Annotated in this window: 18 protein-coding genes, 1 pseudogene and 1 other annotated feature (1 of these 20 cut by a window edge); of the genes and pseudogenes, 3 read left to right on the top strand and 16 right to left on the bottom strand. The window is 55.5% G+C overall.

The genetic code is table 11. From position 1 onward, the window contains the following. Positions 1 to 68 precede the first annotated feature (68 nt). The 6 genes from dapB to ribF all read right to left on the bottom strand — a co-directional run bounded on the left by dapB (position 69) and on the right by ribF (position 6,797). Positions 69 to 884, bottom strand: a complete 816-nt coding sequence (dapB, locus tag QSK07_RS06615) for a 4-hydroxy-tetrahydrodipicolinate reductase (protein ID WP_275220535.1) — start codon at positions 882 to 884, stop codon at positions 69 to 71. A 223-nt stretch (positions 885 to 1,107) separates the two neighbouring features. Next, positions 1,108 to 2,061 (bottom strand): 4-hydroxy-3-methylbut-2-enyl diphosphate reductase, encoded by a 954-nt coding sequence (ispH, locus tag QSK07_RS06610; protein ID WP_098051530.1) that lies wholly within the window; start codon positions 2,059 to 2,061, stop codon positions 1,108 to 1,110. Then, complete coding sequence (gene fkpB / locus QSK07_RS06605; RefSeq protein WP_285721164.1) at positions 2,042 to 2,512, bottom strand: FKBP-type peptidyl-prolyl cis-trans isomerase; 471 nt, start codon at positions 2,510 to 2,512, stop codon at positions 2,042 to 2,044. The genes ispH and fkpB overlap by 20 nt, the downstream gene beginning before the upstream one ends. Positions 2,513 to 2,515: 3 nt before the next feature. After that, positions 2,516 to 3,022, bottom strand: coding sequence for a signal peptidase II (gene lspA, locus QSK07_RS06600; protein WP_275220534.1), 507 nt, complete (start codon positions 3,020 to 3,022; stop codon positions 2,516 to 2,518). Then, complete coding sequence (ileS, locus tag QSK07_RS06595; RefSeq protein WP_285721163.1) at positions 3,022 to 5,838, bottom strand: isoleucine--tRNA ligase; 2,817 nt, start codon at positions 5,836 to 5,838, stop codon at positions 3,022 to 3,024. Before ileS ends, lspA begins: the two co-directional genes overlap by 1 nt. 29 nt (positions 5,839 to 5,867) lie before the next feature. Further along, a complete protein-coding gene (ribF, locus tag QSK07_RS06590) occupies positions 5,868 to 6,797 on the bottom strand; it encodes a bifunctional riboflavin kinase/FAD synthetase (protein WP_285721162.1) in 930 nt (309 codons plus the stop codon). Between the two features lie 306 nt (positions 6,798 to 7,103). Between ribF and rpsT the strand changes: the two genes are divergently transcribed. Beyond that, on the top strand, positions 7,104 to 7,367 hold the full coding sequence (gene rpsT, locus QSK07_RS06585; protein ID WP_008925553.1) for a 30S ribosomal protein S20: 264 nt from the start codon (positions 7,104 to 7,106) through the stop codon (positions 7,365 to 7,367). Positions 7,368 to 7,403: 36 nt separating this feature from the next. On the opposite strand, the gene nhaR is transcribed toward rpsT, so the two are convergent. The 4 genes from nhaR to dnaK form a co-directional block, all read right to left on the bottom strand. Continuing rightward, a complete protein-coding gene (gene nhaR / locus QSK07_RS06580; protein ID WP_275220530.1) occupies positions 7,404 to 8,312 on the bottom strand; it encodes a transcriptional activator NhaR in 909 nt (302 codons plus the stop codon). A gap of 8 nt (positions 8,313 to 8,320) precedes the next feature. Next, positions 8,321 to 9,493, bottom strand: coding sequence for a Na+/H+ antiporter NhaA (gene nhaA, locus QSK07_RS06575; protein ID WP_285721161.1), 1,173 nt, complete (start codon positions 9,491 to 9,493; stop codon positions 8,321 to 8,323). 164 nt (positions 9,494 to 9,657) lie between these two features. Beyond that, positions 9,658 to 10,803, bottom strand: a complete 1,146-nt coding sequence (gene dnaJ, locus QSK07_RS06570; protein WP_098051536.1) for a molecular chaperone DnaJ — start codon at positions 10,801 to 10,803, stop codon at positions 9,658 to 9,660. A 103-nt stretch (positions 10,804 to 10,906) separates the two neighbouring features. Further along, positions 10,907 to 12,817, bottom strand: a complete 1,911-nt coding sequence (gene dnaK, locus QSK07_RS06565) for a molecular chaperone DnaK (RefSeq protein ID WP_013356720.1) — start codon at positions 12,815 to 12,817, stop codon at positions 10,907 to 10,909. Positions 12,818 to 13,136: 319 nt separating this feature from the next. Here dnaK and QSK07_RS06560 point away from each other — a divergent pair. Next, positions 13,137 to 13,691, top strand: a pseudogene (locus QSK07_RS06560) (acetate uptake transporter). A gap of 50 nt (positions 13,692 to 13,741) precedes the next feature. Here the strand turns inward: QSK07_RS06560 and QSK07_RS06555 are convergent. The 3 genes from QSK07_RS06555 to tal all read right to left on the bottom strand — a co-directional run bounded on the left by QSK07_RS06555 (position 13,742) and on the right by tal (position 16,821). Continuing rightward, the gene (locus tag QSK07_RS06555) at positions 13,742 to 15,049 is read right to left on the bottom strand and encodes an MFS transporter (RefSeq protein ID WP_098051539.1); all 1,308 of its coding nucleotides are present in this window, start codon (positions 15,047 to 15,049) and stop codon (positions 13,742 to 13,744) included. Positions 15,050 to 15,154: 105 nt separating this feature from the next. After that, complete coding sequence (gene mog / locus QSK07_RS06550; RefSeq protein ID WP_033731492.1) at positions 15,155 to 15,742, bottom strand: molybdopterin adenylyltransferase; 588 nt, start codon at positions 15,740 to 15,742, stop codon at positions 15,155 to 15,157. 125 nt (positions 15,743 to 15,867) lie between these two features. Further along, complete coding sequence (gene tal / locus QSK07_RS06545) at positions 15,868 to 16,821, bottom strand: transaldolase (protein ID WP_098051540.1); 954 nt, start codon at positions 16,819 to 16,821, stop codon at positions 15,868 to 15,870. Between the two features lie 209 nt (positions 16,822 to 17,030). Between tal and yaaA the strand changes: the two genes are divergently transcribed. Beyond that, entirely contained in the window at positions 17,031 to 17,804 is a 774-nt protein-coding gene (gene yaaA / locus QSK07_RS06540; protein ID WP_285721160.1) for a peroxide stress protein YaaA, read from the top strand. A 63-nt stretch (positions 17,805 to 17,867) separates the two neighbouring features. Here the strand turns inward: yaaA and thrC are convergent, their stop codons facing one another. Genes thrC through thrA form a run of 3 tightly spaced genes read right to left on the bottom strand, consistent with a single transcriptional unit; the run spans position 17,868 to position 22,549 of the window. Continuing rightward, positions 17,868 to 19,151 carry a threonine synthase gene (gene thrC / locus QSK07_RS06535; protein ID WP_098051542.1) on the bottom strand — a complete coding sequence of 428 codons (1,284 nt, stop codon included), beginning with the start codon at positions 19,149 to 19,151 and terminating at the stop codon, positions 17,868 to 17,870. Between the two features lie 3 nt (positions 19,152 to 19,154). After that, a complete protein-coding gene (thrB, locus tag QSK07_RS06530; RefSeq protein ID WP_098051543.1) occupies positions 19,155 to 20,084 on the bottom strand; it encodes a homoserine kinase in 930 nt (309 codons plus the stop codon). 2 nt (positions 20,085 to 20,086) lie between these two features. Next, on the bottom strand, positions 20,087 to 22,549 hold the full coding sequence (gene thrA, locus QSK07_RS06525; protein WP_285721159.1) for a bifunctional aspartate kinase/homoserine dehydrogenase I: 2,463 nt from the start codon (positions 22,547 to 22,549) through the stop codon (positions 20,087 to 20,089). Between the two features lie 26 nt (positions 22,550 to 22,575). Further along, positions 22,576 to 22,580: a sequence feature (Thr leader region), on the bottom strand; it runs 114 nt beyond the window's last position.

The raw sequence follows: 22,580 nt of genomic DNA, 5'->3' as shown, positions 1-22,580 counted from the left end.
AAAACATTGCCCCTTTTCAATCAATCAATTACCGATTGAAATAACCACATCACGATGGCTCACAACACTTACAACATCGACAAATCCAGCACATCACGCATATCATAAAGACCAGATTTCTTATCTTTCAGCCATAATGCTGACTTAACTGCACCATTTGCAAAGGTCATACGACTCGAAGCCTTGTGGGTTATCTCTACCCGCTCTCCGATATCTGCAAACATCGCTGTATGTTCACCGACGATGTCACCTGCGCGCACCGTCGCAAAACCGATTGTCTGCGGCTGACGTTCGCCGGTATGGCCTTCACGCGTATAGACTGCATGCTCATCCAGTTTCCACTGCATCGCGTCGGCTATCGCCTCACCCATCGCCAGCGCGGTGCCAGACGGCGCATCCACTTTATGGCGGTGGTGTGCTTCAACGATCTCAATGTCCGCGTACTCACCCATCACTTTAGCGGCCTTCTCCAGCAGCTTCAGCACCAGGTTAACCCCCACACTGAAGTTCGCGGCGAACACGATGGCGATATCTTCTGCCGCCGTGCGAATGGCCGCTTTGCCTGCCTCATCAAAACCGGTGGTACCAATGACCATTGCTTTACCCTGCTCACGGCAGATCGCCATATACTCCAGCGTGCCCTCCGGGCGGGTGAAGTCGATTAGCACATCAAAGTTGTTTATCACCGCGCGTAAATCGTCAGCGATGAGAATGCCGTTCTTGCCGATGCCCGCTAATTCACCAGCGTCGCTGCCGGTCAGCGATGAACCCGGCCGTGCCAGTGCTGCACCCAGTTCTACGCCCTCTGCCTGCTGCGTCGCCTGAATAAGATTACGGCCCATTCGGCCCGGCGCGCCCACAATAGCAATGCGGATAGTGTTCATATTTATTCATTCCTAAAACAAAAATATGCATCCAAAGCGTCATCAGGTTAACGATGAGTTAACAGTCACGCCACTATTAATCCGTGATAATAAGAATTTTATGCCAGCCGCCTGTGATTATCAGTAAAAGCAATCATAATGGTAAACAACGGCCTTTTCTGTCTGGCCAGAAAAACAAAAAAGGCCGAACAGAGTCGGCCTTTTTAGCAGTTAAATCATATCGCTACTGCACGTTGCGCACGTCGACACGTAGCTCTTTTGGCACTTCGAAGACGATATTCTCTTCACGACCAATCAGCTCAATCGCCGCTTCACCGCCCAGCTCACGCAGCCGCTGGATCACCTGCTGCACCAGAATATCGGGGGCTGATGCACCCGCGGTCACACCAATACAGGCCACGCCTTTTACCCACTCTTCCTGAATATCATCCGCAGAGTCGATCAGCTTCGCCAGCTTACCGGCACGCTGTGCCAGTTCAGCCAGACGGTTAGAGTTCGAGGAGTTCTTCGACCCTACCACCAGCACCACTTCCGCATCTTTCGCCAGCGTACGAACGGCTTCCTGACGGTTGGTGGTGGCGTAGCAGATATCATCTTTACGCGGCCCGATGATCGCCGGGAAACGCTGACGCAGGGCATCAATGATGTCAGAGGTGTCATCCACCGACAGCGTGGTCTGCGTCATGAAGCTCAGATTGTTTTCGTCTTTGACGGTCAGTCTGAAAACATCTTCCGGTGACTCCACCAGATACATGCCGCCATTAGGGTTGTTGTACTGCCCCATAGTGCCTTCAACTTCCGGATGACCTGCATGACCAATCAGTATCGCTTCCACGCCTTTACGACTGGCACGCGCCACTTCCATATGCACTTTGGTCACCAGCGGACAGGTGGCGTCGAACAGCATGGTCAGATTGCGCGCTTTGGCTTCGGCACGCACCGCCTGTGAAACACCGTGCGCCGAGAAGATCAGAATCGCGTCATCCGGCACTTCGCTAATCTCTTCAATGAAGATAGCACCGCGCTCACGCAGGCTGTTCACCACGTAACGGTTATGCACCACTTCGTGACGGACATAGATGGGGGCGCCATACATCTCCAGCGCGCGCTCAACAATACTGATGGCGCGATCAACGCCAGCGCAGAAACCGCGCGGATTAGCTAACAGGATTTGCATCGTTCGCCTCCAGTGCCGGATCGATTTCCAGCACCTCTACATCAAACTGAATACGACGACCTGCCAGCGGGTGATTGAAATCCACGGTGATAGAATCACCGGAGACTTCACGGATCACGCCTGGCATCTCACTTCTGCCCATGCCGCTGAACAGCATGATGGCACCCACTTCAGGTTCGCCTGCATCAATAAAGTCCCGACGCGAGAAATACTGAATCAGATCCGGGCTGACGCCGCCAAAGGCGTCTTCCGGTGCCAGGGTGAATTGTTTAGTTTCACCCGCGTTCAGCCCCAGCAGTGCCTGCTCAAGTGCCGCAGAGAGGCTGCCATCACCGAGACGGAACAGCGCAGGCTTGCCGTTTGCACGGGTCGATTCCGCCGTCGAGCCGTCTTCCAGCTTCAGCGTAAAATGCACCAACACCGCGCTTTCGCGCTGTACGGACTCAGTCATCACTTACCCTTTCTGTTTAGCTTGTTTGCCGTTCGGGCTGAAAAAGCCCTCCAGCACCACTAATGCCGCACCAATACAGATGCCGCAGTCAGCGATATTAAATGTAGCGAAGTGCCAGTTACCGACATAGAAATCGATAAAATCGACCACAAAGCCATGGTACGAGCGATCGAACAGATTGCCTGCCGCGCCGCCAATGATCAGAGCATAGGCGATGTTCGCGATCTTCTGACTGGCGTGATTGCGATACATCATCACCACCAGTGAGATCACGATAGCCAGCGCTATACCGGCAAAGAACCAGCGCTGCCAGCCACCTTTGTCGGCCAGGAAACTGAACGCCGCGCCGTAGTTGTGGGCGTAGAACAGATTCAGATAAGGCATCAGCGGCTGGGTTTCATGCAGCATCATGTTGTTCATCACCCACTGCTTACTGGCGAAGTCGACAACAATCACCACCAGCACCAGCCACAGCCAGCGCAATCCGGTTGATAAAATAGGTTTACGCATCAGGCAAATTCACGTTGTTCGCCGTCACCGGCTACGTTAGTGTAACAACGACCACAGACCTCAGCATGCTCAGGATTCTGTCCGACGTCGGTAGTGTAATGCCAGCAGCGCTGACATTTCTCGCCTTCCGCTTTGTGCAGCGCAATTTTCAGACCTTTCAGCCCGTCACTCTGCTGCGCTTCGTCGTTCGCCAGGGCGTAATCCGCCACCTGTGCGCCTGAGGTCAGCAGCACAAAGCGCAGCTCATTGCCCAGCGCCTGCAGCTTAGCGGCCAGTTCCGGATCGGCATACAGCGTCACCGTCGCTTCCAGCGCGCCACCGATACGTTTATCCGCACGCGCCTGCTCGATTACCTTGTTCACTTCACCACGCACTTTCAGCAGTTCAGCCCAGTAGGCGTCATTCAGCGCTTCATCTTCCGCCAGGCCAAACAGACCCTGATACCACTCTTCGGTGAAGACATACTGTGCACGTTCGCCTGGCAGGTAGCCCCAGATCTCATCCGCTGTAAAGGACATGATCGGTGCCATCCAGCGCACCAGCGCTTCGACAATATGCCACAGCGCAGTCTGGCAGCTGCGACGAGCCAGGCCATCGCCTTTCGCGGTGTACTGACGATCCTTGATGATGTCGAGATAGAAGCTGCCCATTTCAATCGAGCAGAACTGCATCAGACGCTGAATCACTTCGTGGAAATCGTAATTCTCATAGGAGGCAACGATATCGGCCTGTGCTGCCTGGGCGCGACCCACTGCCCAGCGATCCACTACGACCATCTCTTCCGGTTTCACCAGATCGGTGGCCGGGTTGAAGCCACTGAGGTTAGCCAGCAGGAAACGCGCGGTGTTACGGATACGACGGTAGGCATCGGCAGAGCGTTTGAGGATCTCATCAGAAACCGCCATTTCGCCCGAGTAGTCGGTTGAGGCCACCCACAGACGCAGAATATCAGCGCCCAGCTTGTTCATCACATCCTGCGGCGCAACGGTATTGCCGATCGACTTCGACATCTTGCGGCCCTGACCATCCACGGTGAAACCGTGTGTCAGTACCTGACGATAAGGCGCTTTGCCCTTCATCGCCGTGGAGATCATCAGCGAGGACATAAACCAGCCGCGATGCTGATCGGACCCTTCCAGATAGAGATCAGGCGCATGTCCGCCAAATTCAGGACGCGCATCCACCACGGAGTAGCTGGTAGAACCGGAGTCGAACCACACATCCAGCGTATCCGGCACTTTGACGTAATGATCGGCGTCGTCGCCCATCAGTTCGCGCGGGTCGAGATCCCACCAGGCCTGAATGCCTTCCTGCTCAACGCGCTGCGCCACTTTCTCCATCAGCGCCAGCGTGTCCGGATGCAACTCTTCGCTCTCTTTATGAACGAACAGCGCCATTGGCACGCCCCACGTACGCTGACGGGAGATACACCAGTCAGGACGGTTCGCCACCATCGATTCGATACGCGCCTGGCCCCAGTCCGGGATCCACTGCACACCTTTGATCTCTTTCAGCGACTGCGCACGCAGTCCTTTCTGATCCATGCTGATGAACCATTGCGGCGTGGCGCGGAAAATGATCGGCGTTTTGTGGCGCCAGCAGTGCGGGTAGCTGTGCAGCAGTTTCTCAACGTGCAGCAGCGCGCCCTTCTCTTTCAGCAGCTCAACGATCATGTCGTTAGCTTTAAAGACATTAATTCCATCCAGCGTCGGATACGTGCCGGGCAGATAGGTACCGTCCGGTCCGACCGGGTTCGCCGTTTCAATGCCATATTTCTGACCGATAACATAGTCATCCGGACCGTGGCCCGGTGCGGTGTGAACTGCACCCGTACCCGCGTCCAGCGTCACGTGATCGCCCAGCACCACCAGCGACTCCAGCGCCAGGAACGGGTGCTGGAATTTCTGCAGCTCCAGCGCAGCGCCTTTGCATTCGCCCAGTACCTGCCATTCACTGACACCGGCGCGCTTCATGACGCTCTCAACCAGCTCTTTCGCCAGGATCAGGGCGCGTCCCTCGATCTGGATCAGCTGGTATTCAAATTCAGGATGCAGAGAGATGGCGCGGTTAGCCGGTAATGTCCACGGCGTCGTTGTCCAGATCACCAGTGAGATCGGGCCATTGACCTGTGCTACGCCAAATGCCTGACGCACCGCGTCGGCATCGATAGCGTTGAACATCACATCAATTGACGGAGAGGTTTTGTCGTAATACTCGACTTCCGCTTCTGCCAGAGCTGAACGGCAATCCAGGCACCAGTGCACCGGCTTCGCGCCTTTATGCAGGTGGCCGTTGCCGATGATTTTACCCAGCGCACGGATGATGTTGGCTTCGGTGCCGAAATCCATGGTCAGGTAAGGACGATCCCAGTCGCCCAGCACGCCCAGACGGATAAAGTCTGCCTTCTGGCCTTCAACCTGTTCAGCAGCATACTTGCGGCACGCGGCACGGAATTCAGCGGCGCTGACTTTCTCGCCGGGTTTGCCGATCATCTGCTCAACTTTGTGTTCGATTGGCAGACCGTGACAGTCCCAGCCCGGCACATACGGCGAGTCATAACCTGCCAGACCTTTCGACTTAACGATAATGTCTTTCAGAATCTTGTTAACAGAGTGACCAATATGAATGCTGCCGTTCGCATACGGAGGGCCATCATGCAGGATAAAGGTTTTTTTCCCTTTTTTGGCTTCGCGGATGATGCCGTACAGGTTGTCGGCATACCAGCGTTGCAACATTCCCGGTTCGCGTTTGGCCAGATCGCCACGCATCGGGAATCCCGTTTCCGGCAAATTCAGGGTAGATTTATAGTCACTCATCAGATTCTCGATTCCGTTTTTCGCTCAGGTTAAAGCAGCCCAAAGAACTGCCGGGCCGTTACCACATCGTTCGCAATTTGTTCTTTCAACGCCTCCAGTGAGGCAAAGCGCTGCTCGTTTCGTATTTTCTGTTTCAGCACCACATCAATGTGACGACCATAGAGATCCATATTGATGTCGAGCAGGTGAACTTCAAGCTGCTGGCGTAAACCTTTTACGGTCGGACGGGTGCCGATATTGGCAACACCCGGCAGTGGCTTGGGCGTCAGACCCTGAACCTCCACCGCATAGACCCCTTTCACCGGTGAGACGCTGCGGCGTAAAGGAAGGTTCGCAGTGGGGAAACCCAGCGTGCGTCCCAGTGCATCACCGTGCACGACGCGGCCGGAAATGGTGAAAGGATGACCTAACAGCGACTGCGCCAGCGCTAAATCGTCTGCGGCCAGCGCCTGACGCACGGCGGTGCTGCTGATTCGCTTCCCGCCGTCACAGAAGGTTTCGGTGCTCACGACCTCAAAACCATACTCCGCACCGGCTTTCTGTAATAACAGGAAATCCCCCTGGCGACCAGCGCCGAAGCGGAAATCATCGCCTACTGCGAGGTACTTTACATCCAGCTTCTCTACCAGCAGATCACTGATAAAACGCTGGGCGGACAGGGCTGCGAAGCGACGGTCAAACCGCACACACAGCACTTTATCAACGCCGGCTTCCGCCATGTAGCGCAGTTTTTCACGCAGGCGCGTCAGGCGTGCCGGGGCTTTATCACCGGCAAACAGCTCCAGCGGCTGTGGCTCAAACACCATGACCACGACCGGCAGATTACGCTGACGTCCCTCTTCACACAGACGGGACATCAGCGCCTGATGCCCGCGGTGTACGCCATCGAAATTACCAATGGTCAGAACGCAGCCGCGATGCTGCTCGTTAAGATTATGAATACCGCGGATAAACTTCATGGCTGGCCCAAACCGGTGGAAATCGGCGGATTATACCCTTGAAAGCGACTCAGGTTAACCCGTCAGCACGCCTTTCATGCTTCAGGTGCTGCATTTCCTGTTGCAGATGCGCATGTTAAGAATTTTGTCGCGAAATACTGTATTCAGCGAGGGGAAGCTGGTAGAATCCTGCGCCATCAAATACGTAACCGAGTGCTGCTCATAGAGCGACGCTTATTTGCACAAATCCATTGACAAAATCAGGTTAGAAGGGCATAGTCCTCGGCCTTTGATTTGTCTCTATAGAACACATTTGGGAGTTGGACCTTGGCTAATATCAAATCAGCTAAGAAACGCGCCGTAACATCTGAGAAACGCCGCAAGCATAACGCTAGCCGCCGCTCAATGATGCGTACCTTCGTTAAGAAAGTATACGCGGCGATCGCTTCAGGCGACAAAGCTGCTGCGCAGAACGCATTCAATGAAATGCAACCACTCGTGGATCGTCAGGCCGCTAAAGGTCTGATCCACAAAAACAAAGCTGCACGTTATAAATCAAACCTGACTGCACAGATCAACAAACTGGCGTAATCGCCTGTTGTTAATCACTTTGTTGAAAAAGCCGGCTTACGCCGGTTTTTTTTCGTCTGTACTCTGGCGGGGAAAGAGTCCGCTGAAGTCAGCGTGACAGAGACGCTGCACTGCCGGATGCTGAATCATCCGCCCGGCGAAGAGTATGTGATACTCCTCTGACACCGCATCAAGCCGGCCAACTTCATAACTCCCCTCCTGCTGGTCCCTGTCCAGCGCTGCTGCTACAAAAATCGCTTTCTGGTGCGCACCAAATGCGTTCATCAGGGCTGCATCATCAAACTCCCCGAGAATCTCTACCTGTAGTCCCTGAGTTGTGATCCAGTTGAGGATTTTACGCCCCAGCATCGAGCGGCGACCCGGAATCAGCAGGGGATGCGTCTCAAGGCAGGCCGGAAAAGAGAGATCCGTGATGGGCTGCGCGGACCAGAAGCTGATCGGGCATTCCCCCAGCTTCACCGAAAACAGCCCTTCCTGCTGAGTCGGATCGATGGAGCAGTCAGAGATAATCATATCCAGCTTATGCTGACTGAGCTGCTCCAGCAGCATTTCGTGGGTCGACTCAAAACAGCGCAGGTGAATCTTCTCCCCGGCAGCCACTGCGGTCTCCAGCACCTTACTGACCAGCTGCTTAGAGAGCGCATCTGCCACACCAACATCCAGCAGCAGATGGGACTCTTTGCGGTAGTTAACGATATCCAGCATCTCCTGACCCAACATAAACATGCGGTCAGCGTAGCGGAACACCAGTTGCCCCAGTTCTGTCGGCACCAGTCCCCTTCCCTGACGCCGGAACAGCTTGCCCTGCAGGCGCTCTTCAAGCGCCTTAATCTGTCCGGTAATGGTCTGTGGCGTCAGCGAGAGGGCCTCTGCAGCACCCGCAATCGAACCTGCGCGGCAGGCGTGCCAGAAGTAGTAGAGGTGATTGTAATTAATGTGCGCCATAGGATGCCCTACGCCGCACGCTGCTTCAGACGCCAGCCAAGGACCACATAGCCCAGCACCGCCGACAGAATCGAGCCTGACAGAATCCCCAGCTTCGCCAGCGTCATCAGTTCAGCACTGATGTCGCCATAGGCCAGCGAGGCGATAAATATCGACATGGTGAAGCCAATACCGCACAACACCCCTACCGCCGCAATATCTTTAATGTGCGTATTTTCCGGCAGCCTGGCTATGCCAGTTTTGTCTGCCAGCCAGCAGAACAGCGTAATGCCCAGAGGCTTACCAATCAGCAGGCCGGCCATGATGCCCAGCGGCAGCAGCGAGAAGAGGCTGCCGAACGAAACACCCGTCAGTGACACACCCGCATTGGCAAAGGCAAACAGGGGCAGGATCACCCAGCGCACCCAGGGATGCAGCGCATGCTCAAGATGAATCGCCGGAGAGTGGCCCTCTTTCTTCGCCAGCGGGATCAGGAAGCCGACCACGACACCCGCCAGCGTCGCATGGACACCCGACTTCAGCACCGCCACCCACAGCACCAGCCCCACCAGCAGATAGAGACCGGTGTTGCGCACGTTGAGCAGGTTCATCAGCGCCAGGACGGCAATGGCAGCAGCGGCAACGCCCAGAGAGGCCATCGAAAGGTGATGCGTGTAGAACAGCGCGATAATCACGATAGCCCCGAGATCGTCGATAATCGCCAGCGCCATCAGGAAGATTTTCAGGGCAGGCGGCACGCGGCTTCCCAGCAGCGCCAGGATGCCCAGCGCAAAGGCGATATCGGTGGCGGTCGGGATCGCCCAGCCGCTGCGGGTAGCGGCATCGGCACCGTTAAACAGCAGAAAAATGATCGCCGGGGCGATCATGCCACCCAGTGCTGCAATCAGCGGAAACAGCGCCTGTTCACGTTTAGCCAGCGCACCCATCACCAGTTCGCGTTTGACCTCCAGTCCCACCATCAGGAAAAACAGCGCCATCAGCGCATCGTTAATCCATAGCAGCAGGTCTTTGCTGATATCGAGCGCGCCAAAGCGAAACTCCACCGGAATGGACAGCAGATCGTGATAGCCCTGCTGCGTCGCTCCGCTATTGGCCAACACCATCGCCAGCGCAGCCGCAATAATCAGCACCACACCGCCGGTAGCGTCGCTTTCCAGTATTTTTTTTAGTCTGATGTTCACACGCGTTGTCCTTAATCCAGAGGTCAATCAAAGGCCCTAAGAATAGCGGTTACGACAGCTCGAAAAAAACAGTTTATTTGGCGGGAATCATTCGGAAATAGCGAATTGAGAAGTGCAGTCAAAAAAAAGCCAGCGGCAGGCGCTGGCTTTCAGAGTGGATGAACTTAACGTGTCAGGTCATCAAAGAATTTTTTCACGCCGTCGAAGAAGCTCTTGGAACGTGGGCTGTTGTGCTCGCCGCTTGGGCCGCCAAAACTCTCTTCAAGTTCACGCAGCAGCGTTTTCTGTTTCTCATTCAGGCTGACCGGTGTTTCCACCACAACACGGCATAACAGGTCGCCGACTGCGCCGCCACGTACTGATTTGACGCCACGTCCACGCATGCGGAACAGCTTGCCGGTCTGGGTTTCTGACGGCACTTTCAGCTTCACGCGACCATCCAGTGTCGGCACTTCAATCTCGCCGCCCAGCGCCGCCATCGCAAAGTTGATTGGCACTTCACAGTACAGATTGTTCTCTTCACGTTCGAAGATCGGGTGTTTCTTCACCGATACCTGAACATAGAGATCGCCCGCTGGTGCGCCCTGCTCGCCCGCCTCACCTTCGCCACTCAGACGAATGCGATCGCCGGTGTCGACCCCGGCAGGGATTTTCACTGACAGCGTCTTCGACTTCTCAACGCGGCCATGACCATGACAGGCGTTGCACGGGTCTTTAATCACCGAGCCGCGACCATGACAGGTCGGACAGGCCTGCTGGACGGTGAAGAAGCCCTGGCGCATCTGCACCTGGCCTGCACCGTGACAGGTTGAACAGGTTTGTGGCTGCGTTCCCGCTTTCGCGCCGCTGCCGTGGCAGACATCACACTCTTCCAGGGTTGGAATGCGGATCTCTTTGGTCACGCCGCGTACCGCTTCTTCCAGCGACAGCTCCATGTTGTAGCGTAAATCGGCGCCACGGGCGGCGCGCTGACGGCGTCCACCACCAAAGATGTCACCGAATACGTCGCCAAAGATATCGCTGAAGTCTGCACCGCCGCCACCAAAGCCACCGCCGCCGAATCCACCGCCACCCATGCCGCCCTGTTCAAAGGCTGCATGACCATACTGATCGTAGGCCGCGCGCTTCTGCGCATCGGTCAGGATTTCGTAGGCTTCCTTGACCTCTTTGAATTTAGCTTCGGCTTCTTTGTCACCGGGATTGCGGTCCGGGTGAAATTTCATTGCCAGGCGTTTGTAAGCCTTTTTGATTTCACGCTCGTCCGCGGATTTGGCGACGCCTAAAATCTCGTAGTAATCACTCTTCGCCATGTTTTTTAGCCCTTAACATGATCGCACGGGCGTGGAGAGATCTCCTACGCCCGTGCTGGTTTCAACGGCTGTCAGGCCAACCGTCGCGCCCGGTCAGGGGCAATTATTTCTTGTTATCTTTCACTTCTTCGAATTCAGCATCGACAACGTCGTCATCTTTCTTCGCTGACGCGTCACCGGCATCCGCTGCACCCGCCTGAGACTGCTGTGCTGCTTCCATCAGTTTGCCGGACACTTCCATCAGCGCCTGCATTTTGGCGTCGATTTCTGCTTTGTCTTCGCCTTTCAGCGCAGTTTCCAGCGCGGCCAGAGCAGCTTCGATTGGCGCTTTGTCATCAGCTGACAGTTTGTCGCCTGCTTCGTCCAGCTGCTTACGCGTGCTGTGGGCAATCTGGTCACCCTGGTTACGCGTCTGTACCAGCTCTTCGAACTTACGGTCAGATTCAGCGTTCGCTTCTGCATCACGCACCATTTTCTGGATCTCTTCATCGCTCAGACCTGAAGAGGCTTTGATGGTGATCTTCTGCTCTTTACCGCTGTTCTTGTCTTTCGCCGATACATGCAGGATACCGTCCGCATCGATGTCAAAGGTGACTTCGATCTGTGGCATACCGCGTGGCGCATTCTGGATACCGTCGAGGTTGAACTGGCCCAGTGACTTGTTGTCATTGGCGCGCTTACGCTCACCCTGCAGCACATGAATGGTCACGGCTGACTGGTTATCTTCAGCCGTCGAGAAGACCTGGCTGTGCTTGGTTGGGATGGTGGTGTTCTTGCTGATCAGCGAAGTCATCACGCCACCCATGGTTTCGATACCCAGTGACAGCGGGGTAACGTCCAGCAGCAGCACGTCTTTCACATCGCCACCCAGTACACCCCCCTGAACCGCAGCACCAACGGCAACGGCTTCGTCCGGGTTCACGTCTTTACGTGGCTCTTTGCCGAAGAACTCAGTCACTTTGGCCTGAACCAGTGGCATACGCGTCTGACCACCGACCAGGATAACGTCGTTGATGTCTGAAACAGACAGGCCCGCATCCTGCAGCGCAACTTTCAGCGGCGCGATTGAGCGAGCAACCAGATCTTCAACCAGTGACTCCAGTTTAGAGCGGGTCACTTTGATGTTCAGGTGCTTAGGACCGGTTGCATCTGCCGTGATGTATGGCAGGTTAACGTCGGTCTGCTGTGCAGAGGAAAGTTCAATTTTCGCTTTCTCTGCCGCTTCTTTCAGACGCTGCATCGCCAGTGGATCGTTGTGCAGATCGATGCCCTGGTCTTTCTTGAATTCAGCAACCAGATAGTTAATCAGGCGGCTGTCGAAGTCTTCACCACCCAGGTGGGTATCACCGTTGGTTGCCAGAACTTCAAAGGTTTTTTCGCCGTCAACTTCGTCGATCTCAATGATTGAGATATCGAAGGTACCGCCACCCAGGTCATAAACCGCGATGGTGCGGTTGCCCTGGCCTTTATCCAGACCATATGCCAGTGCTGCAGCAGTCGGTTCGTTAATGATACGTTTGACTTCCAGACCCGCGATACGGCCGGCATCTTTGGTCGCCTGACGCTGCGCATCGTTGAAGTAGGCCGGTACGGTAATAACCGCTTCGGTCACTGGCTCACCGAGGTAATCTTCGGCGGTCTTTTTCATTTTCTTCAGCACTTCAGCAGAGATCTGCGGTGGTGCCATTCTCTGGCCTTTCACTTCCAGCCAGGCGTCGCCGTTGTCAGCGCCGGTGATTTTGTATGGCATGATTTTAATATCACGCTGCACTTCTTCGTCCTGGAAACGACGACCGATCAGACGCTTGATTGCGAACAGGGTATTCTGCGGGTTGGTCACTGCCTGACGTTTAGCCGGTTGACCAACCAGAATTTCGCCATCCTGTGTATACGCAATAATTGAAGGCGTGGTGCGGTCGCCCTCGGCATTTTCCAGCACGCGTGCTTTAGTGCCATCCATGATCGCAACACAAGAGTTGGTTGTACCCAGGTCAATACCAATAATCTTACCCATCTAAACATCTCCCACTTAAATTCGTTGCCAATTTGGGTTGTGAACCTTTTATGTGGGCGGGTTGTTTGCATTCAACCTGCCAGCACATGCTTTTTTTACAACGTTCACAACGCTCGATGACAAGTAAATGGGGCCGCTTCGATGCGCATCAAGGGCTAAACCAAAAAAAATTTTTCTACCTCTGGCCCTGCCGGGGTTAAAGAACACGGTTAACCTACTGAATATGATGCGTCGCCTTACTCCTTTCTGTAAGCAGGCTGACGTCCTTTTATTTCATTAACGATCATTTTACTGCCGAGGAACCAGGGCAAATTCAACGCTGGCTAATCCTGCCCCGCTGGGCTTAATGGGATTTGGCATGACAACCATTTTGCTGAACCTGCACAACACGGGTCTGTTTGACATGGACGTGGCAATTTTAGCGATGGGGATTTTTTATGGCGGGATCGCGCAGGTGCTGGCCGGTCTGCTGGAATTTAAAAAGAACAATACTTTTGGGCTGACCGCCTTTACCTCTTACGGCATGTTCTGGTTAAGCTTTGTGGCGATCCTGCTGTTACCGCAGATGGGTCTGGCGAAAGCGCCTGACGAACGCTTCCCGGGTGCGTGGCTGGCACTGTAGGCCATCTTCACACTGTTTATGTTTATCGGCACGTTGAAAGGTGCCCGGATGCTGCAGTTTGTCTTTGGCTCGCTCACGCTGCTGTTTCTGCTGCTGACCGCGGCTCACCTTATGCACCAGCCTTCGCTGATCGTGTCTGCGGGATGGGTCGGCATACTCTGCGGTGCCAGTGCCTGCTATATGGCAATGGGTGAAGCGCTGAACGAAACCTTTGGCCGCACTCTCCTGCCGATTGGCGCAAAGGCGCTTTAAGCGTGCTTCACGCATAAAAAAGACGCGGAGCCCGGCTCCACGTTTCCCTGTTACAACGTCTTAACGCCCTGCTGCAGGTCCGGCTCATGGCTGACATCACGCCGCAGCCAGATACCGGTCAGCAATCCCACCACCGCCAGCGCCATCACATACCAGCATGGCCCCATCACGGAGACATTCATCAGCAGCGACACAAAGATCGGGGTCAGCCCGCCAAAGATGGCATAGGAAAGGTTGTAGGAAAACGAGAGGCCGGTAAAACGCACCTCTGCCGGGAAGGCGCGCACCATCACAAAGGGCACGACACCGACAATACCGACGCTCAGGCCCGCCACGCCATAGAGCAGAAAGAGTTGCTGCGGATAGAGGGCAGTCAGGTGATAGAACTGCCAGCTACAGAGTGCCAGCAGCAGGCTGCCGACACATAACGTCCGACTGGCACCAAAACGATCGACAGCGAGTCCGGCAACAATGCAACCGATGCAGAGCATCACGGTAGCGATACTGTTGGCCTGCAGGGTCAGCGCGGGCGCGATGCCCAGCTGCTTCTGTAGCCAGACAGGCGACATCAGGATCACGACCACAATGCAGGCGGAGAGCAGCCAGGTCAGCAGCATGGAGATGACAACCGACTTTTTATGCTCCGCCAGCACGGTCTTCAGCGGCAGCGTTTCAGCCAGCGCTTTACGCTGCTGCATCTCAACAAAGACCGGCGTCTCATGCAGCCAGCGGCGCAGATACATTGCGATCAGACCAAACACGCCACCGAGGAAGAACGGAATACGCCAGCCGCCATCATGAATTGCCTGCTGCGACATCGAGGTATTAATCAGCGTCGCCACCAGCGACCCCAGTAAAATACCGATGGTCAGCCCGGCCGTCAGCGTGCCACAGGCGATCCCGATACGTTTGTAAGGCACGTGCTCAGCGACAAACACCCACGCACCTGGCACTTCTCCGCCAATCGCCGCGCCCTGCAACATCCGCATCAACAGCATCAGCAGTGGCGCAGCAATGCCAATCGTCTGCCAGGTAGGTAAAGCGCCCATCATCAGGGTTGGCAGCGCCATCAGCAGAATACTCAGGCTGAACATCTTTTTGCGCCCGAGCTTGTCGCCAAAATGCGCCATCACGATGCCACCCAGCGGACGTGCCAGATAGCCTGCGGCAAAAATGGCAAACGTCTGCAGCTGACGCAGCCATTCCGGGATATCGGAGGGGAAGAAGAGCTCGCCAATCACGGTGGCGAAGAAGACAAAGATGATGAAGTCGTAAAATTCCAGCGCGCCACCCAGCGCGGCCAGCGCCAGGGTTTTGTAATCCTTACCGGTCAGACGCTGCGTGTAAGTCAGATTCATAATAATCCAGAGCAAAAGAGACAAGGTTGTAAAGATACCCTTACTATATCGTCAATTTTTTGCCACACCAGCAGGACTATAGCTTATGCCTGAAATGCGGAATATTCAGTTATTTATCTCACGGATGGCGCTTTTAGGCCGAAATGCTGCTACCACGTCGGGATGCGTTTCAACGTAAGGTCCTTCCAGCAGCTGTAAACAATAAGGTACAGAAGCGAAGATACCGTGAACTTTTACTTTGCCCTGCTCATCTTTCAGCCCTTCCAGCGTCTCTTTAATCGACTTCGGCTGACCGGGCAGATTGAGGATCAGCGACTGTTTGCGGATTACCCCAACCTGACGCGACAGAATCGCGGTCGGCACGAACTGCAGGCTGATCTGACGCATCTGCTCACCAAAGCCGGGCATTTCCCGATCGGCCACGGCTAAGGTGGCATCGGGCGTGACATCACGTCGGGCCGGACCGGTGCCGCCAGTGGTTAACACCAGATGGCAAAAGCGTTCATCGACCAGCTCGCAAATCGCGTGCTCAATCATCGGCTGCTCGTCGGGTACCAGCCGGGACTCAATCTCAAACGGGCTGCTGATTGCGCTGCCAAGCCAGCTCTCCAGCGCGGGGATACCCTGATCCTGATAGATGCCGTTCGCGGCGCGATCGGAGACCGAGATCAGGCCAATGCGTAATGTATTCATGTTGAGCTTCGCTGTGATTTACCGCGGTGCGGTGGAGTAAAAGCGGAATAGCAGAAAGGATAATATAAAGTGAAAGGGTCGGAAAAGAGAAAACCGTGGCAGCCTGCGCCGCCACGGTCAGCAGATTACAGCAGTTCTGCCAGCATTTTCTCAAGTTTGCCCTGATCAACGGCAAAGTTGCGGATACCTTCTGCCAGCTTAGCCACCGCCATAGGATCCTGGTTGTGCTGCCACAGGAACTCGGACTCGGTCATGCGGGCCGGACGCGCTTTCACTTCGCCGCTGTAGCTCAGTTTACGCTCCAGGGTGCCTTCGCTCTCTGCCAGCTCTTTGAGCAGCGCAGGCGAAATGGTCAGACGGTCACAGCCAGCCAGCTCGATGATTTCACCAACGTTACGGAAGCTCGCGCCCATCACCACGGTTTCATAGCCGTGCTGCTTGTAGTAGTTGTAGATTTCAGAAACAGAAACCACACCTGGATCTTCGTGCGCGGCATACTCTTTCTTGTCTGTGTTGGCTTTGTACCAGTCGAGGATACGGCCAACAAACGGAGAGATCAGGAACACGCCCGCTTCGGCACAGGCACGTGCCTGAGCAAAGGAGAACAGCAGGGTCAGGTTACAGTTGATACCCTCTTTTTCCAGCTGCTCTGCAGCACGGATGCCCTGCCAGGTAGAGGCCAGTTTGATCAGGATGCGGTCATTGCTGATACCGGCATCATTGTAGAGTTTGATCAGGCTGCGGGCTTTCGCGATGCTGCCTTCAGTATCGTAAGAGAGACGCGCATCGACTTCCGTTGAGATACGGCCTGGGATCAGTTTCAGAATTTCCAGACCAATGTTCACGGCCAGCTTGTCAGAAACCAGCTGCAGCTGCTCATCTTTGTTACTGCTCTGCTCACGCGCCCAGCCGATCGCTTCATCGATCAGTTTACGGTATTCAGGGATTTGTGCGGCGTTAAGAATCAGAGAAGGGTTGGTGGTAGCGTCCTGCGGCTGATACAGCTTCATGGCTGCGATATCACCGGTGTCGGCGACGACGGTGGTAAGCTGGCGCAGGGAGGTAAGTTTGTCCGTCATGTTCTTTTCTCTTGGTTAACTGTCAGTGTGAAAAAAGGCTGTTGGGATAATATCACGCGCCAACGGTCGCGCAAGGTCAGGGAATGCCGTTTACGATAGTGCGAACAAATAGGTGTGATTCGTCATTCTTTGCGGCTTTTTTGGTACACTGCAGAGCCTGATAAGCAGCCAATGCCCTGTTAAACCAGGCATTAACCGAGGAAGTAACAATGTTGATGGTGATCTCTCCTGCCAAGACGCTCGATTATGAAAGCCCGCTGGCAACCACGCGTTTCACCCAGCCTGCGCTGTTAGAAAAATCACAACAGCTGATTGAGATTGCGCGCGAGCTGTCACCCGCCAGCATCGCCTCGTTAATGGGTATCAGCGACAAACTGGCGCACCTCAATACCGAACGGTTTAGCAGCTGGCAACCCGATTTTTCTCCGCAGAATGCCCGTCAGGCCATTCTGGCGTTCAAAGGTGATGTCTACACGGGTCTGCAGGCCGAAACCTTCAGTGATGAGGATTTCAACTTTGCTCAGCAGCACCTGCGCATGCTGTCAGGCCTGTATGGCGTGCTGCGTCCGCTCGATCTCATGCAGCCTTACCGGCTGGAGATGGGCATTCGCCTGGCGAATCCGGCGGGCAAAGATCTCTACACCTTCTGGGGCGACGTTATCACTGAAACGCTGAATGCCGCGCTGGCGGAACAAGGTGATGAGGTACTGATTAACCTCGCCTCGGACGAATATTTCAGAGCCGTTAAGCCGAAGAAGCTGCAGGCACAAATGATTAAGCCGGTATTCCTCGACGAGAAGAGTGGCAGCTATAAAGTGATTAGCTTCTATGCCAAAAAGGCGCGTGGGTTAATGAGTCGCTATGTGATTCAGCAGCGCCTGACTAAGCCGGAGCAGCTTAAAGCGTTTGACCTGGATGGCTACCGTTTTGATGCGGCCAGCAGCAGCGAGAGCGAACTGGTCTTTAAGCGCGCGGAGCAGTAATACCCCGCGCGTAATGTACTCCCTGCAAATGGGCTGCCCGTCACCGGGAAGCCATTCACAGAACTACTTCAGCAGGAACGCACGCAGTGAAGCGAAGTCCGCCTTCATCTCGTGCGACAGGAGCGGCAGGTCAGCGCGCTCCGCCAACTCTGGCGGCAGCGTCAGAGTCTGTTCAAGTATCGCTTCCACGCTTTCGCGGAATTTCGCAGGGTGCGCGGTACCCAGGAACACACCATATTCCCCTTCCTGCAGCTGATCGCGCAGCAGACGCCAGGCAATGGCAGCATGCGGCTCGGAAACGTAGCCAATCTCAGCCAGTTCACGCATTGCGGCACGCGTGGTCTCATCAGAGACCGCACCACAGGCGAGATCGGTTAAGCGCCAGGTTTTACGGCGGAACAGCTCTTCAACACGCGGCCAGTTGTTCGGCTGGCTAACATCCATCGCATTCGACAGCGTAGAGACCGTCAGGTTAGGCTGCCATTCGCCATTGCCAAGGAAGCGCGGCACCGTGTCATTGGCGTTGGTGGCGGCGATAAAGCGCTTGATCGGCAGGCCCAGCGATTTCGCCAGCAGACCGGCGGTCAAATCACCAAAGTTGCCGCTCGGCACGGAGACCACCAGCTGATTACGTTTTTCCTGCGGCAGTTGCGCGACCGCTTCAAAGTAGTAGCAGATCTGCGCCAGCAGGCGGCTGATGTTGATAGAGTTTGCCGAGTTCAGACCAATCGTCTTTTTCAGCTCTTCATCATCAAACGCCTGTTTGACCAGCGACTGGCAGGCATCGAAATCGCCGTCGATAGCGATAGTGTCAATGTTGCCCCCCAGGGTGCAGAAGAGTTTCTCCTGCAGCGGACTGATTTTGCCCTGCGGATAGAGGATCACCACGCGCACGTTCTTCATGCCGTAGAACGCGTGCGCCACGGCCGCACCGGTGTCACCGGAGGTGGCGGTCAGAATGGTGATCTGCTCATCGGAGCCTGAGACATACGACAGCATCTGCGCCATGAAACGGCCGCCGAAGTCTTTAAACGCCAGCGTCGGACCGTGGAACAGTTCCAGACAGGCGATATCTTCGCTGACGGCTTTCACCGGGGCCGGAAAAGCAAAAGCGGCTTTAACACGCTCATGCAGCTGATGGGCCGGAATCTCGTCGCCAATGAAAGCCGAGAGAATTTTGCTGCTGCGGCTGACAAAATCCATCTCCAGCATCGCGTCGATGTCGGTCAGTTCAAACTCTGGCAGTTCCAGCGGAAAGAACAGACCCTGCTGCGATCCCAGACCCTGTTTCACCGCCTGGGCGAAGCTGACCTGCTCGTTGTGATCCTTAAGATTGTAGAGTTTCATGCGTTATCCCAATTGTCGTGCGCCAGCCGTGTCGAGACGGCAGATATGGACGAAGCCTTCATCATTCTGCAGATAGTGCTGGCTCAGCCAGTCAGCCATCCGCTGTGCCGTTTCCATCTGATTGCAAACGGCGAAAAGTGTCGGACCAGAGCCGGAGATGCCGCACGCCAGTGCGCCAATCTCTTTTGCGGCCTGCCGCGCCTCGGCGAAGCCTGGCAGCAGCCGGGTCCGGTAGGGTTCTGCAATTACATCCTGCATAAGTTTAGCGGCCAGCTGCGGCTGACGCGTATGGCAGGCGTGAATGAAGCCGGCCAGCAGGCGGCCATGCTTAATGCAGTCCTCTTTGCGGTACTGCGCCGGTAAAATGGCGCGCGCTTCGGCAGTCGACACTTTAATGCCCGGATAGGCCATCACCCACAGCCAGTCGTCAAAGCCCGGTACCGCCTGGCTGATGATGTCATTTTCCTGCAGCATCAGCTGAATGCCGCCGAGGAAGCAGGGAGCGACATTATCATAATGCACGCTGCCGGAGATCCGCCCTTCCAGCTCACCCATCAGCGTCAGTAGCGTGCTGTCACTGAGTGGCTTGCCGCAGAACGCATTCATTGCCATCAGGCCGGCTACTACCGAGCAGGCGCTGGAGCCCAGACCGGAGCCGATGGGCATATTCTTCTCCAGGGTCATCGCCACCGGGATCGCTTTGCCAGTCGCCTCGCAGAAACGCTGCCAGCACTGATAAACGATATTCTCTTTAGGATCGGCGGGCAGCTTACTGACAAAGCGTCCGGCGTTGGTCAGTGAAAACTGCTCTGCCGCTTCCACGGAGACGCAGTCACCCAGCAGGGAGCCATCTACCGGCGAAACCGCCGCGCCCAGCACATCGAACCCGACGCTGACGTTACCAATCGAGGCCGGTGCGTAAATTTTTACCATGATTAAACTCCCAACTTCCATGACAGCGTGCGCAGCAGATCGGCAAAGACACCGGCCGCTGTGACATCATTTCCTGCACCGTATCCGCGCAGCACCAGCGGAATCGGCTGATAGTAGCGGCTGTAAAACGCCAGCGCGTTCTCACCGTTTTTAACTTTAAAGAGCGGATCGTTGCCGTCAACGGCATCGATCTTCACTTTGCAGACACCGCCCTCTTCAATCACGCCCACGTAGCGCAGCACTTTGCCCTCATTCTGCGCCTGTGCAACGCGGTCGGCAAAGGCGTTATCCAGCTCAGGCAGACGCTGCATAAACTGCTCCACATCCTGAATGTCGGCCAGGCTGGCGGGCAGCAGTGGCTCAATCTCAATATCACTCAGCTCCAGCTGATGGCCTGCTTCACGTGCCAGAATCAGCAGCTTACGCGCCACATCGGTGCCAGCGAGATCGTCACGCGGATCGGGCTCGGTAAAGCCCATCTCACGCGCCATGTTCGTTGCCTGCGACAGCGAAACCCCTTCATCCAGCTTGCCGAAGATGAACGACAGCGATCCCGAAAGGATACCGGAGAAGCGCAGCAGTTCATCACCCGCGTTCATCAGGTTCTGCAGGTTTTCGATCACCGGCAGCCCGGCCCCGACGTTGGTATCATAAAGGAATTTACGACGCGATTTGGCGGCGGCGGCGCGCATCTGCTGATAGTAATTCCAGGAGGAGGTGTTGGCCTTTTTGTTCGGCGTCACCACGTGGAAGCCCTCGCTGAGGAAATCCGCGTACTGATCGGCAACGGCCTGGCTGGAGGTACAATCCACAATGACCGGATTAAGCAGGTGATATTCTTTCACCAGACGGGTCAGGCGTCCGAGATTGAACGGCTCTTTCGCTTCGGTTAGTGCCGCCTGCCAGTTGCTTAAATCGATGCCGTGGACGTTTGTTAACAGCGCATGCGAGTTCGCAATGCCGCAGACCCGCAGGTCAATATGCTTCTGCTTCAGCCACGCTTGCTGGCGATGTAACTGATCCAGCAGCGCACCGCCGACGCCGCCGACGCCAACCACAAACACTTCGATCACCTGATCGGTGGCGAAAAGCATCTGATGCACCACGCGCACGCCGGTGATCACTTCGTCATTATTCACCACCACTGAGATAGAGCGCTCAGAGGAGCCCTGTGCAATCGCCACGATATTGATATTGGCACGTGCCAGCGCCGAGAAGAATTTTGCTGAGATGCCACGCAGGGTACGCATGCCATCGCCCACCACCGAAATCACTGCCAGGTTTTCAATGATATCCAGCGGATCCAGCAGGCCATCTTTCAGCTCAAGATAAAACTCTTCTTCCAGCACGTGACGCGCCCGCGCCAGCTCGCTCTGCGGCACGCAGAAACTGATGCTGTATTCGGAAGAGGATTGAGTGATCAGCACCACCGAGATACCGGTGCGCGACATCGCCGCAAAGACTCTGGCCGCCATCCCGACCATCCCTTTCATGCCGGGACCGGAGACGTTGACCATCGCCATGTTATTCAGGTTGGTGATGCCTTTTACCGGGCTCTCATCCTGTTCGCCTTCAGCACCAATCAGGGTGCCGGGCGCCTGCGGATTGGCGGTGTTTTTGATCAGGCATGGGATCTGGAACTGGGCGATAGGCGCGATGGTGCGGGGATGCAGCACTTTGGCACCGAAATAGGAGAGCTCCATCGCCTCCTGATAGGACATTGACTTCAGCAGGCGTGCATCCGGCACCTGACGCGGATCGCAGGTATAGACGCCATCCACATCGGTCCAGATTTCGCAGCAGTCGGCGCGCAGACAGGCGGCCAGTACAGCCGCTGAATAATCGGAGCCATTACGGCCCAGCACTACCAGCTCGCCGCGCTCGTTACCGGCGGTAAAGCCAGCCATCAGAATCATGTTCTGCGGCGGGATTTGGCTCGCTTCAATACGGCGGGTTGATTCAGGAATATCGACAGTGGATTCGAGGTAGTGGCCGATCGCCAGCAGCTTCTCGACCGGATCAATCACGCTGACCTCGTGACCGCGCGCCTGTAGCAGCGCTTCCATGATTGCAATCGAGAGTTTTTCACCACGACAGATAATCGCTGCGTTGACGCTGTCCGGGCACTGGCCCAGCAGGCTGATGCCGTGCAGTACCTGCTTCAGCTGCGCAAACTCCAGATCAACGCGGGTTTTCAGTCGATCAAACTCAAAGCCCGGCTGCGCAGCTGCGAGTCCCTGCAGCAGCTCGCTGAAGATGCGTTCGGCGTCGCTGATATTCGGCAAAGCGTCCTGACCACTGATGGTTTTTTCAATCATCGCCACCAGATGGTTAGTGATCTTCGCAGGTGCAGAGAGCACGGTTGCAACCTGTCCTTGTTGCGCATTGCTTTCCAGTATGTCAGCGACGCGAAGAAAACGCGCCGCATTCGCTACCGAGGTCCCGCCGAATTTCAGCACTCGCATAATATTAACTCTCCTGAATTTAAGCCGAAAA

It is taken from the genome of Pantoea sp. QMID4 (assembly GCF_030270445.1).
Taxonomy (GTDB): Bacteria; Pseudomonadota; Gammaproteobacteria; order Enterobacterales; family Enterobacteriaceae; genus Pantoea; species Pantoea vagans.
The sequence above is the reverse complement of the archived record's forward strand: the minus strand, read 5'-3'. Positions and strand labels throughout refer to the sequence as shown.